Here is a 12,990-nt window from a genome sequence, read left to right on the forward strand (position 1 = left end):
ACGAGATCAAGCGGCGCGGGGGCGCTCGTCCCGGACCGCGCGGACGACGCCGGCGACGTTGTCCGCGGACAGCTCCTCCAGCCGCAGGCAGGGACCGCCCAGCGCGGCCCCGAGCCGGCCGGCCAGGCCGAGCCGGACCGGACCGTTCTCGCAGTCCACCACGACGGACGCGACGCCCGCCTCGGCGAGCAGGCCCGCCGAGCGCAGCGCGTCATCGACGGCGCGCCGTGTGCGAATCCGCCCGGTGAGCCCGGAATCCAGCGGCACGGTGGCCTTTCCGTCGGTCAGCAGCACGACCAGGGCCCGCCGCTGCGGGTCCCGCATCCGCTCGGTCTGCACCACCCGGTGCACGCGCAGCAGCCCGTCGGCCAGCGGCGTGCGGCCACCGGTGCGCAGCCGCCGCATCCGTGCGGCCGCGATGTCCACAGAGGACGTCGGCGGCAGCGCGAGTTCCGCTGAGTCGCCGCGGAAGGTGACCACGCCGACCTTGTCGCGCCGCTGGTAGGCGTCCCGCAGCAGCGACAGGACGGCGCCGCTGACCGCCGACATCCGCTCCCGCGCGGCCATCGATCCCGACGCGTCCACTGCGAACAGCACCAGGTTCCCCTCGCGCCCCTCCCGGATGGCGCGCCGCAGGTCGTCGCCGCGCAGCACCAGCCCGGGGCCGCTGCGCCCGCGCGCGACCTGGTGCGGCGCCGCGGCGGCCAGCGTGGCCGCCAGGTGGATGCCGTGACCCTCCACAGTGGATGCCCGCGTCGTCCGGCCGCTCCGCGCCCGGGACCGCGACCGCCGCCCCGGCGCGCCGTCGCCGAGCCCCGGCACCTCCAGCAGCCGCGCCTGAAAAGCCGGCGCCGGCGCCGCCGGCGGCCGCTCCGCGGGCGCCCGGTCGTCGCTGCGCTCCTCCGAGCCGTCGGCTCCGCCGTCCGGACCGGTGGGTCCTTCGGGCCCTTCCGGCGGCTGACCGCCGCCGTCCGGGCCTTCCGGCGGTTCGTCGTCGCCGTCGTCGGCGTGCTCCGCCGCCTCGGACAGGGCCTGTTGGAGCTGGTCCTCGTCGATGCCGGGCTCGTCGAACGGGTCGCGGCGGCGCCGGTGCGGCAGCGCGAGCCGGGCCGCCGCCTCGACGTCCTCCTCGGCGACCGCCTCGGCGCCGCGCCAGGCCGCGTGCGCGGTGGCGGTGCGCGCCAGCACGAGGTCGGCTCGCATGCCGTCGACGTCGAAGGACGCGCACAGCGCGGAGATCCGGCGGAGCTCGGCGTCGGGGAGGGCGACCGAGTCCACCCGCGAGCGGGCGGCGGCGATCCGCTCGGCCAGTTCGGCGTCGGCGTCGGCCCACCTCTCGGCGAACCCGGCCGGGTCGGCCTCGAACGCCAGGCGGCGGCGCACCACCTCGGTCCGGGTCGCCACGTCCCGCGACGCGGCGACGTGCACGGTGAGGCCGAACCGGTCGAGCAGCTGCGGGCGCAGCTCGCCCTCCTCCGGGTTCATGGTGCCCACCAGCAGGAACGACGCCGCGTGCGAGACCGAAACGCCTTCCCGCTCGACGTGCGCGCGGCCCATCGCCGCGGCGTCCAGCAGGAGGTCCACGAGGTGGTCGTGCAGCAGGTTCACCTCGTCGACGTAGAGCACGCCCCGGTGCGCGGCGGCGAGCAGGCCGGGCTGGAAGGCGCGGACCCCTTCGGTCAGGGCGCGTTCCAGGTCGAGCGAGCCGATCAACCGGTCTTCGGTGGCGCCGACGGGGAGTTCGACGAGCTGGGCGGGTCGTTGCGCGGCTTCGGAGCCGTGCGGGCCGTCCGGGCACTGCGGGTCGGCGGCCTGCGGGGCGCAGCCGAAGCGGCAGCCCGTGATCACGTCGAGCGGCGGCAACAGCGACGCCAGCGCACGCACCACGGTCGACTTCGCCGTGCCCTTCTCCCCTCGGACGAGCACGCCGCCGATGGCCGGGTGCACGGCGTTGAGCAGCAGCGCCAGCCGGAGGTCGTCGTGGCCGACGACGGCGGAGAAGGGGAAGCGCGGGGCAGCGGTCATGCCGGTGTTCCTTCCTCGGGGTTCGGACGCCCCGGTGGCGGGAACAAGGGGCGGCAGTGTCCTGACTCCCGGATCACCGCGCCCCTCCGGCCTTCCCAGGTCTCCCCGGTGGCTCGCGAGGGAGGGCCGCTCCCCGGTCACAGTGGCGCCGACCGTGCCGGATTCCCACCGGCTTCCTGGCGCACCCCTTGCATTCGGATCAAGGTGCATCGTCGCAGAACCGGCCCGGCGGACCAACCGGCCGCGGCGGCGACGAGACCAGCACCACTGCGGCCGGGGCCCGCGGGGTGGCGTTCTCGCGCGAAAGCGCCACCCCGCCCGCACCCAGACCGCAGAAATCGCCGTCAACTGTCACCGGCGGGCGGCGTGCAGCCCGTCGGTGATGTAGCGGTGCGCGTGGCGGGCCAGGTCCTCGTTGTCGTCCCACAGGTTCCGCCACACCGCGAGGGTGTCCGACAGCGCGGGGTCCACCACGGCCGAGGAGAAGCTCTCGAAGGTGATCGGCCCGGTGTAGCCGATGTCCACCAGCGCGCGGAAGAACGCCGGGAAGTCGATCGTGCCGGATCCCAGGTAGCCGCGGTGGCTCTCCCCGATGTGCACGTACCCGAGCCGGTCCCCGGCCTCCTGCACGGGCCGCACGAAGTCGGGTTCTTCGATGTTCATGTGGTACGTGTCGAGGTGGATGGTGACGTTGTCGGCGCCGACGTCGTCCAGGAACGCCAGGGCCTGCCGGGTGGTGTTGAGCAGGTTCGTCTCGTAGCGGTTGAGGATCTCCAGGCCGAGCGTGATGCCGAGCTCCGCGGCCTGCGCGGCCAGGTCGCGGATGGCGGCGACGGCGTTGGCCCGCGCCTGCGGCGTCGCGGCCGCCGGGTACTTGCCGAGCGTCGAGTACAGGGCGCCGATCAGGTACTTCGACCCGATGCTGTGCACCAGTTCGAGCGCGCCGCCCAGCCGGTCCCGGCCGCGCTGCACGACCGCCGGGTCGTCGTTGTTGACGTCGGCGTCGAAGGTCAGCCCGAGCGACGCCGAGGACGCCAGTCCGTGCTCGTCGAGCAACCGGCGCACCAGCTCGGTGTCGATGGTGGAGAAGTCGGTCGCGGTGAGCTCGATCAGGTCGTAGCCGGTCTCCTTGGCCTTGCTCAGCGCCAGCCGCGTCTCCTCGGGGCTCCAGCCGCCGACCCAGACGCCCGCGTGGATTCCGATCAGGTTCATTCGTAGCTCCTCGTTGTCCTGCATGGGTTTTCAACTCGGGCGAACGGCCGGGCGAGGTGCCGTGAGTGGTTTGTGCTGCTATTGCGACACAAACCACTCACGGCCACCTGCCCGCGCGAACGCCCGTTTTCAGGCCCGCACCGGGGCGGCTTCCGGGCTCGGCACCTTCAGCACCAGCGTCAGCCCCGCGGCGAGCACGTAGAGCAGCGCGAACACCCACATCACGCCGCCGACGCCGAACAGCGGCAGGGCGATCCCGACGATCGCCGGGCCGACCGCGGTGGCCAGCCCGGCCCCCAGGTTCAGCGCCGCCATCGCCGCGCCCCGGCGGTCCGGCGCCATGGTCGGCATCAGCGCGGACATCGGCACGAACCCGGCCAGCGTCGCGCCGTAGAGCACGGAGGTGATCAGCGCGATCGAGAAGCTGTGCGTGGCCAGCGGCAGGTAGTGGAACAGCAGCGTGGTCACGGCGCAGCCGATCCCGCCCATCCACCGCACCACCACGGCGAACCCGAAGCGGTCACCGAGGATTCCGCTGACCAGGTTGAAGAAGATGTTGCTGACGAACATCACCGAGGAGACCGTCAGCCACTGCGACAGCGTGAAGCCGAGCTCGCGCGTGTAGAAGATCGGCATGAAGACGATGAATCCGTACTGCGGGATGCTGTTGATCATCCGCACCAACATGCCCGCGGTCATCCGCGGCCGCTCCCACAGGATCGTCAGCCCGGCCAGCAGGCTGCGCAGCGGCTTCTCGTCGACCGCCGAGGTCGGCCGGTCCCCGTTCGGATCGCGCACCAGCAGCATCAGCAGCGCCCCGGCGACGATCACCACCAGCCCGAGCCACAGCGTGTTCAGCTGGCCGATCAGCGGAATCGCGATGTTGGCCAGCTGCGGGCCGAGCGCGGCGAAGCCGGCGCTGTAGGCGAACCAGAACCAGCCGGCCGCGGTGCCCAGCCGCTGCGTCCGGGTGCTGGCGGTGATCCAGACCAGGAACGCGTAGCCGAACAGCGGGTACCCGAAGCCGCGGATCGCGTAGCTGACCAGCAGCAGCGGGTAGTTGTGCGCCATGATCCCGCCGGCCACGAACAGGACGTGGAACACGATCCAGATCGCCGCGCCGAGGAACATGACCCGGCGCGGGCCCCAGATGTCCGACAGCGCCGCGGAGAACCAGTAGGCGGCCGCGGCGGTGATGCCGTAGACGGTGAAGATCAGGGCGACGCGGCCTTCGCTGAAGCCCTGCTGCTCGACCAGGAAGGCCGACAGGTACCCGGTTTCGACGCCGTCGCCGATCATGAAGACCAGCAGGCCGACGAAGCCCCACTTCAGGGTTGGGGGAATGCCGATCCGTTCCAGAAGCGGCGGTGCTGACATGGTTCTTCCTCCTCATGCACGGCGATGTGCGCAGCAGACGGCGCGAACGCACGTGCATGCCGGGATCGCGCCGAAGAATCGGGCCGTCCCGGTGCGGTGGAAATGCGCGAGCGGAATGGCGTGCTCGCGGAAATGGGCGCGCTGGTAGCGCCGCTGGGCCGGGACTGGCTCAGGCGGCGTCGGGGCCGGTGCGGGACCGGCAGAAGGGGTGCGCGCGATTCACCCGGCCGCGAAGCGCCGGGTCGGGTGGCAGGGCGACGGACGCGGGGCAGCACATCGCGGCGATCACGCCGTCCCGTGCACCCATTGCCGCTCCTCCACGTTCCATCTGGACGCCGGGAGCGTGGCAGCCCGGATGGCGGAGGTCAAGTCCCGAGTAGCGCCGGTCACGCCCGCCGGCGGGGCTCCCGGCGCATGTCGACGTGCGGGATGCCGTCCTCGAGGTATTCCTCGCCGTCCTCGACGAATCCGAAGGAGCGGTAGAACTCCTTGGAGTAGGTCTGGGCGGCGAGCACGGCAGGCGTGTGCTGCACCTCGGCGACCGCGGCGCGCATCAGCTTGCGCCCCAGCCCGAGCCCGCGCGCGCTCTTGGCGGTGCAGACCCGGCCGATGCGGAAGGTGCCGTCGGGGTCTTCCAGCAGCCGCAGGTAGCCGAGCACGTAGCCGTCGGCGGAGTCGATCCAGAAGTGGCGGGTGGTCTCCTCCAGGTCGCGACCGTCCAGCTCCGGGTAGGGGCATTCCTGTTCGACGACGAACACGTCGACGCGCAGGCGCAGCATCCGGTAGAAGTCCTCGGCGTCCAGATCCGCGGTGTAGGCGCGGTGGACGGCGGTCGCGAGCGGCTGGAGGGTCACCCTTACCTGGATATCACAGCGAGGTCTCAAAACCCGCATCCACCAGCACCGGGAGTAGTCAACGCCACTCCTGCCGGCGGTGGGCGGGCGCTGCTCTGATCGGGCCAGTTTCGCGCCGAAGCGCTGACCCGCCGCCGAGGCCGCGGTTAGCCTGCGCGAGATCGGGAGCCGAGCGGCCATGGGGGATTCGTGAGCGAACCGGTGTTCGGCGTCGACGGCGCGCGAACCGAGGAGGAGATCCGGCGCTGGGCCGACGGCATCCAGGCGAAGGCCGACCGCTACCAGCAGATGCAGCAGCAGGTGACGGCGGTCAAGGCCACCGCGGAGTCCCGCGACGGGGTGGTGCGGGTGACGGTCGACAGCGCCGGCGCGGTCACCGACCTGCAGATCACCGACGACGCGCGCCGGATGTCCGGCGCGGGCCTGGCCGAGTCGGTGCTGACGACCATGCGGCAGGCCCAGGCGGGCATCCGGGACCAGGTGGCGGAGGTCATGTCGGCCACGGTCGGCGACGACACCGAGACCGTCAACGCGGTCGTGTCGGCCTACCGCGAGCGCTTCCCCGATCCCGAGGCCGAGCACGGCGCGGAGCGCCGGCCGCCCGACGACGACGACTTCGAGGACGACTCCTACCTGCGCTGACCATCGCCTGGGGGATGACGATGACGAACGCATTCGACGTGTCACCGGAGGAACTCCGGGCGCACGCCAGCAAGCTCGACGCGCTTTCCGACCAGCTGAAGACCGCGTTGGACGCGGCGAACCAGGTCACGATGGGCTCCGAGGCCTACGGGGTGATCTGCTCGTTCTTCGTGCCGATCGTGCAGGCGGTCTCGCAGCCGGGGGTCGACGCCCTGTCCACCGCGTCGGAGTCCATGAGCGATCAGGCCGGCAACGTCAAGGACACCGCGCAGACGTACGAATCCGGTGACCAGGCGAACGCCGACAGCTTCTCCGGCTGGGAGGTGTGATGGCGGACAACCCGCTGGTCGCGCAGCGGCAGGACTCCACCACCGCGGTGAGCGGCATCGGCATCCTCGAGTCCGTCGGCGACCTCCAGTCCGGCATCGAATCGGGTTCCTGGTCGGAGATCGCGCTCGGCGCGGCCGGCACGGGCCTGGAAGCGCTGTCGATGGTGATGGACCCGGTCGGCACGCTGGTCTCGTACGCGGTGTCCTGGCTGATGGAGCACGTCAAGCCGCTGTCGGACGCCCTGGACTGGCTGGCCGGCGACCCGGACCAGATCTCCGCCTACGCGCAGACCTGGGGCAACGTCGCGAAGTCGGTGGAGCAGGTCGCGGCCGATTTCACCAACGAGGTCAACAACATCACCGGCACCTGGACCGGTGAGGCGGCCGACGCCTACAAGAACGCCACGACGAAGCAGGCCGAGCAGATCAAGGCGGCGGGCGGCGCGGCGAACACGATCAGCACGGTGGTCGAGATCGTCGGCGTGCTGGTCGGCATCGTCCGCGAGCTGGTGCGCGACCTGGTCGCCGAGTGCGTGGCCGCGCTGATCACCCGGATCCCGCGCTGGATCGCGGAAATCGGCGGCACCCTCGGCATCGGCACCCCGGCGGTGGTCGCGGAAGCGGCGGGGATGATCGCCAAGTGGGTCAGCAAGATCTCGGACGTCATCACCAAGCTGACCCGCTCCCTGAACAAGCTGCAGCCACTGCTGAAGAAGCTCGACGAGATCTGGGAAGGCATCAAGGACGCCCTGAAGGGCCTCCGAAAGGTCGACGGCCCGGCCAGCACGAAACCGTCCGGCGTGGACGCCCCAAGCCCCAAACCCGACGCCCCGGACGCCACCCCCAACTCCCCCGACACGTCCCCGTCGAGCACCTCCCCCGACAGCACGTCCTCAAACCTGGACGGCACGTCGCCGGACAACCCGAAGTCCAGGAGCGAAGACGGCAATCTCCAGAACAAGACCGACGATCCCGAGACGCCGAACCGGGACGAAGGCAACCGGAAGTGCGAGAACGACCCGATCGACGTCGCCACCGGAGAGATGATCCTGCCGCAGACCGATGTGGAGATCGCGGCAGTTCTCCCGCTGGTGCTGAAGCGGACACACCTGTCCTCGTACCGGGTGGGACTGCACTTCGGCCCGTCCTGGACGTCCACCCTGGACCAGCGCCTCGAGGTCGGCAGCTCGGGCGTGTCCTTCGCCGCCGAAGACGGAAAACTGCTGTTCGGCCCGAATCCCGCGGCCGGTTCGACAGTCCGGTTCGAGGGCTCGCGCAACACGCTCACCAGGCACGAAGACGACGGCTACACGCTGACCGAGATCGAGTCCGGCAAGCGCTTCCACTTCGCGCCGGGAAACCGCGTCCTGCCGCTGACCAGCATCACCGACCGCAACGGCAACCGGATCGAGTTCAACCACGACGCGGGCGGAACCCCGGTGGAGATCCGCCACACGGGCGGCTACCGGATCCGGGTCGAATCCGAGAACGACCTGATCACGGCGCTCTACCTGCGCGAAGCGGACAACGGCGAAGACCTCCTGCTGATGCGCTACGAGTACACCGACCAGCGCCTGACGGGCGTGGTCAACGCCTCGGGCCTACCGCTGAAGTTCGAGTACGACCAAGCGGGCCGAATAACCAGCTGGACGGACCGAAACGCCCACTGGTACCGCTACACCTACGACCACCAAGGCCGCTGCATCGGCACGGAAGGCTCGGGCGGCTTCCTGACGGGCACGTTCGAGTACGAGGACGGAATCACCCGCCTCACCAACTCCCTCGGCCACGCAACAACGTTCCACCTGAACGAAAAGCGCCAGGTGGTCCGCGAAATCGACCCGCTCGGCGGAGAAACGCTGTCCGAGTGGGACGCCTACGACAGGCTGCTCTCCCGAACCGATCCGCTGGGTCGCACGGTCCGCCACGAGTACGACGAAGCCGGAAACCTGATAACGGTTACTCGGCCAGACGGCAGCCAAGCCCGGTTCGAGTACAACGACATGCGGCTTCCCGTCACCATCATCGCGCCGGATGGCACCGTTTCGCGTCGCGAGTACGACGAGCGGGGGAATCTCACCAGGCTCATCGACCCGCTCGGTAGTACCAGCGAATTCACCTACGACGAACGCGGTCATCGCACCTCGGTTGTGGACGCCCTCGGCAACAGTCACCGCATCGAAGCGAACGAAGCAGGCTTGCCGATCTCGGTCATCACCCCAGAAGGGGCGACGACCCGTTACCAGCGCGACGGATTCGGCCGCCTCACTTCCATCGCCGAACCCGATGGTGCGGAAACGCGCTTCGGCTGGACTGTGGAGGGTAAACCGGCGTGGCGCACGCTACCCAACGGCGCGACCGACCGTTGGTCGTACGACGGCGAAGGCAACCTGCGAACTCACATCGACGAACTGGGCCGAATCACCCGCACCGAGGTAACTCACTTCGACCTGCCGTGCGCGGAAGTCCGCGCAGACGGTACCCGACTCGAATTCGGCTACGATACCGAACTGCGGCTGGTCAGCGTCACGAACGAACTCGGCCAGATATGGAGCTACGAATACGACCCGTCCGGGAACCTCGCTGCCGAAACCGACTTCAACAACCGGACCATCACGTACCGGCACGACGCGGCAGGCCAGTTGGCCGAGCGGACGAATGGGGCGGGAGAGGCCACTCGCTTCACACGAGATCCGCTGGGGCGGGTTGTTCGGCGGCAAAGCCGGTCAGCGAACACCGTGTTCACCTACGACGAGGTTGGCCACCTTATCGAGGCGCGGGACAACGACTGCCTCGTGACACTGCGCCGTGACGTTCTCGGCCGGGTCCTCGCCGAGACAGTCAACGGCCGCACTGTCACGTCCGCATACGACGCTCTGGGACGCCGCATCAGACGGGTCACGCCCTCCGGGGCGGACAGCACGTGGGAGTACAACCGGAATGGTCGGCCGATTGCCTTGCACACGGCTGGCCGCACGCTGCGCTTCGCGTATGACAACGCCGGTCGCGAAATTCAGCGGAATCTCGGTTCCGAAGCAGTGCTCAGCCAGGATTGGGATCTCAATGACAAGCTGTTGTCCCAGACGATCACCACCGGCGGCAACCGGCAAATCCAGAAACGCTCCTACTCCTATCGAGAGGACGGATTCCTCTCCGGGATCGACGACGGGCTCACAGGCGCTCGAAACTTCCAGCTAGACAGCGCAGGGCGTGTCACCGCAGTGCATGGTCCAGGTTGGACCGAGCGCTACGCCTACGACGCAGCAGGCAACTTGACCAGTGCGGCACGGCCGGAATCGGTGGTGCCGGATTCCGGCGACCTGGGCGATCGAGAGTACGACGGCACCCTCATCCGCCGTGCCGGGAAGGTGCATTACGAGCACGATCCTCAAGGACGCCTCGTACTGCGACGTCAGACCCGGTTGTCCCGGAAGCCAGATGTCTGGCACTACCGCTGGGATTCGGAAGACCGCCTCGTTGAAGTGGTCACACCGGATGGCTCTCGATGGCGCTATCGATACGATCCGTTGGGTCGGCGCATAGCGAAGCAGCGACTGACGGCCGACGGTACTCATCTGCTGGAACAGACCGAGTTCGTCTGGGACGGCACTGTTCTGGCTGAGCAAGCGCACACCGACGGTCGTCCGAACGGTGCCGGGCTCGGTGACCGACGAGCGACCGTCTGGGAATACGAGCCGGGAACCTACCGTCCGATCACCCAAGTCACGCGGTCGCAGTTGCAGGACGCTCCTCAGCAGTGGATCGACGAGGAGTTCTACTCGATCGTCACCGATCTGGTCGGAGCACCTGCTGAGCTGGTGAACGATCAGGGCGGGATCGCGTGGTTCCACCGGACCACGCTGTGGGGCATTACGATCGACCAGAGCCAGACCGGCGCCTACAGCCCCTTGCGTTTTCCTGGGCAGTACCACGACCCGGAAACCGGCTTCAACTACAACTACTTCCGGCACTACGACCCAGCGACCGGCCGCTACAGCAGTAACGATCCGCTGGGCTTGGATGGCGGCCCGAACCCGCACGCATACGTCAGCAACCCGCACAACCGCTTCGATCCTCTCGGCCTCGCCGGATGCGACGTCTTGAACCTTGGCTCGGGCCAGAACCCGATGGACAACGCCACGAACCTCGACTACCAACCAGGCGACGGAGTTGACGTCGTAGGGGACGCGAACAATCTCCCCTTCAGGGACGGTACGTTCCGCGAGGTCCACTCCGTCAATCCGTACGGATTCCAGCCCGTTTCAGCGGAGACCGCGCGAGTCATGCAGCCAGGAGCAACGCTGACCGTGTCAGGCAGCCCGGTGAACCAGTTCATCCGGCGAGCTCCCGGGGCTGACGAGGCAGAGGCGATGGGCCTGAGATTGGTGTATGAAGGCCCGATGGTGCCACAACACAATTTCGGCACTCAGGCCTTGAGCAACGGCAACCCGATCAATACCACCAACCACATCTCCCGGGTCTACCAGAGGATTTAACGAGAACATGCCCGCAATGTCGATGGAAGCGATCATGGATGGCCTGATCGAGCGCCTGCATCCCGCACTTCCAGGGTCGGCGCTCGGGGAAGTCCTCGACCAGTTGATCTACATGACGGACGACAACGGCAGCGACCTCATCGAGGTGTGCCGCCGCTGGATCGCTGGCGAGGACCTCAGACGCGTGGAAGCGGCACTAGCACTGAAAGAGGCATTTCTGTTCCGTACCCGTGAGGAGTTGGTGGAACGCCTTGACGCTGTGTCGAAGCAATGGCCGCAGCTCGCTTCCCGCGTCGCCGAGATCATCAATGCTTGGGACCGCCAGAACAGACGGGGCTGACTTGCTCCCGCATTGCACTAGCTGGTGGCGCCAAGGGGTCGGCCGATGTGCTCCGGGAGCGGGTACGACCTCTCCGTAGGAAGCGTTGCTCCCGCTGCTTCCAGGTTCCCCGCCGCCACCAGCTCGGCCGTCTTCCGCATCAGCGGCGTGATGTCCTCGATCGACGCGGTCCAGTCGTCGACGTAGCGGTCGACCGCTACGCCTCCGAGTCCTATTTGGACCGACCGGTAGTTCAGCGGGCGGTGGTGGAGGTCGCGTTCCGGGTCCCATTGGACCCGGACCGGGCTGACACGCTTGGCTGCCGCCCACTCCTCCCGGCTGCCGTGGACGTCGGGTTCGTAGTGGCTCAGGCACGCGTGTTCCAGCGCCCACTCGAAGCCTTCCCGGGTGATCTCCACCGCCAGCACCCGCTCCTGGTCCGGCTTGGTCGCCCAGCCGCACCGGTATGCCATCCACAGGAACGACGGCTTGATCCACGTCATCCGCTCGCGCTTGAACGGCGGCACGAACTTCCCCGCCGCCAGGGCCGCTTCCGCGATTGCCGGCGAATAGGCCTGGTACACGGTGATGGTGGACTCCGAATACCGCGCTCGGACGGCACGGTACGGGTTTTCCTGATCTTTCACAACCCGGATCCTGCGGCAAGACCGCAGGATCGCTCAACCGAGATTTCCCCGATCACAGCTCGCCGCTGTAGCTCGACAGCCTCGTGTACACGCCCGGCGTGTTCGGCCGGCCGCAGCCCGTTCCGTAGGAGACCACGCCGATCAGGCGGTTGTCCGCCACGATCGGGCCTCCCGAGTCGCCCGCGCAGGCGTCCGTGCCGCCCTCCGGGAATCCCGCGCAGAACATGCTCCGGCCGTCGTAGTTCGGGTAGGTCTTCCGGCACGCTTCCTCGGTGGTGACCGGCACCTCCACCGAGCGCAGGGTGTCCGACGGCGGCCCCGACTCGCTGGTGCGGCCCCAGCCGTAGACCCGGGCCATCTTGCCCGTCCGGTACGGCTCCGTTTCGCCCGCGCCCACCATCTCCAGCGGGCGCTGCGGCATCGGCGTCCGCAGCGTCAGCACCGCCACGTCGTCGCCGCTGGTGTAGTCCCGGAAGCCGGGGTGGACCCAGATCCTCTCGACCTCGCCGACCGTGCCGTGTTCCGTGCGCAGGTCGGTGCGCCCCGCGATCGCCCGCAAGTCCTCCGGGACCCGCTTGGCGCCCGTCATCGGCGAGACCACGCAGTGCGCTGCCGTGATCACCTTGATCGGGCTCACCAGGGTGCCGCCGCAGAACTGGCGGCCGTACTCGTCGGTGAGGGCCACCGCCCAGGGCGCGTCGTCCGCCGCGACATCGGCGCCGCCCAGCACCCGCGCTTCGGGGCGTTCTTCGGCGCTCGCCGCGACCGGGTGCAGTCCGGCCAGCGCCGTCACCGCGCCGGTGACCACGAGGCGCAGCAGCCCACCGCCGCGTGCCGCTCCGGTCTTGCGCTCACTGCCACGCCCCACGTCGTGCCTCCAGCTGTCGCCGATCTTGCCGAGCGCACACCGTAGTCACCCCGATACCGGAACATCACGAGGCGCAACTCACACGTCAGCAGGAAAATATTTCGTTAATATGGATGACATCGGGAAATTTTATGGACCAGGCCGCCACGGGCGGCCACTCATCCTGCCCGATCCGTCACGGGTCCGGAACGCACACAGCGCCGGGCCCGCGAATTGCGCCT

The 12,990-nt window shown here is 68.9% G+C and carries 11 protein-coding genes and 1 riboswitch; of the genes, 4 read left to right on the forward strand and 7 right to left on the reverse strand.

Annotated features, from left to right (window positions below; genetic code table 11):
- Positions 1-6: 6 nt before the first annotated feature.
- The 5 genes from AB0H93_RS24250 to AB0H93_RS24270 all read right to left on the reverse strand — a co-directional run bounded on the left by AB0H93_RS24250 (position 7) and on the right by AB0H93_RS24270 (position 5,468).
- On the reverse strand, positions 7-2,025 hold the full coding sequence (locus tag AB0H93_RS24250; protein ID WP_358575372.1) for a putative cobaltochelatase: 2,019 nt from the start codon (positions 2,023-2,025) through the stop codon (positions 7-9).
- Positions 2,026-2,079: 54 nt separating this feature from the next.
- A riboswitch (cobalamin riboswitch) is annotated at positions 2,080-2,204 on the reverse strand.
- A 172-nt stretch (positions 2,205-2,376) separates the two neighbouring features.
- Complete coding sequence (locus AB0H93_RS24255) at positions 2,377-3,237, reverse strand: sugar phosphate isomerase/epimerase (protein ID WP_358575373.1); 861 nt, start codon at positions 3,235-3,237, stop codon at positions 2,377-2,379.
- A gap of 129 nt (positions 3,238-3,366) precedes the next feature.
- Positions 3,367-4,614 carry an MFS transporter gene (locus tag AB0H93_RS24260; protein WP_358575374.1) on the reverse strand — a complete coding sequence of 416 codons (1,248 nt, stop codon included), beginning with the start codon at positions 4,612-4,614 and terminating at the stop codon, positions 3,367-3,369.
- Between the two features lie 169 nt (positions 4,615-4,783).
- A complete protein-coding gene (locus tag AB0H93_RS24265) occupies positions 4,784-4,921 on the reverse strand; it encodes a hypothetical protein (protein ID WP_358575375.1) in 138 nt (45 codons plus the stop codon).
- A 79-nt stretch (positions 4,922-5,000) separates the two neighbouring features.
- Entirely contained in the window at positions 5,001-5,468 is a 468-nt protein-coding gene (locus AB0H93_RS24270; RefSeq protein WP_358575376.1) for a GNAT family N-acetyltransferase, read from the reverse strand.
- 189 nt (positions 5,469-5,657) lie between these two features.
- On the opposite strand from AB0H93_RS24270, the gene AB0H93_RS24275 reads away from it, so the two are divergent.
- Genes AB0H93_RS24275 through AB0H93_RS24290 form a run of 4 tightly spaced genes read left to right on the forward strand, consistent with a single transcriptional unit; the run spans position 5,658 to position 11,275 of the window.
- Complete coding sequence (locus AB0H93_RS24275; protein WP_358575378.1) at positions 5,658-6,110, forward strand: YbaB/EbfC family nucleoid-associated protein; 453 nt, start codon at positions 5,658-5,660, stop codon at positions 6,108-6,110.
- A 20-nt stretch (positions 6,111-6,130) separates the two neighbouring features.
- On the forward strand, positions 6,131-6,439 hold the full coding sequence (locus AB0H93_RS24280; protein ID WP_093263118.1) for a type VII secretion target: 309 nt from the start codon (positions 6,131-6,133) through the stop codon (positions 6,437-6,439).
- Entirely contained in the window at positions 6,439-10,935 is a 4,497-nt protein-coding gene (locus AB0H93_RS24285) for an RHS repeat-associated core domain-containing protein (RefSeq protein WP_358575379.1), read from the forward strand. Before AB0H93_RS24280 ends, AB0H93_RS24285 begins: the two co-directional genes overlap by 1 nt.
- 16 nt (positions 10,936-10,951) lie before the next feature.
- The gene (locus AB0H93_RS24290; protein ID WP_358575380.1) at positions 10,952-11,275 is read left to right on the forward strand and encodes a hypothetical protein; all 324 of its coding nucleotides are present in this window, start codon (positions 10,952-10,954) and stop codon (positions 11,273-11,275) included.
- A gap of 17 nt (positions 11,276-11,292) precedes the next feature.
- On the opposite strand, the gene AB0H93_RS24295 is transcribed toward AB0H93_RS24290, so the two are convergent.
- Both AB0H93_RS24295 and AB0H93_RS24300 read right to left on the reverse strand, forming a co-directional pair.
- Positions 11,293-11,901, reverse strand: coding sequence for a DUF4291 domain-containing protein (locus tag AB0H93_RS24295; protein WP_358575382.1), 609 nt, complete (start codon positions 11,899-11,901; stop codon positions 11,293-11,295).
- Between the two features lie 52 nt (positions 11,902-11,953).
- On the reverse strand, positions 11,954-12,769 hold the full coding sequence (locus AB0H93_RS24300; protein WP_358575384.1) for a serine protease: 816 nt from the start codon (positions 12,767-12,769) through the stop codon (positions 11,954-11,956).
- Positions 12,770-12,990 lie beyond the last annotated feature (221 nt).

The organism is Saccharopolyspora sp. NPDC050642, assembly GCF_040654735.1.
Taxonomy (GTDB): domain Bacteria; phylum Actinomycetota; class Actinomycetes; order Mycobacteriales; family Pseudonocardiaceae; genus Saccharopolyspora; species Saccharopolyspora elongata.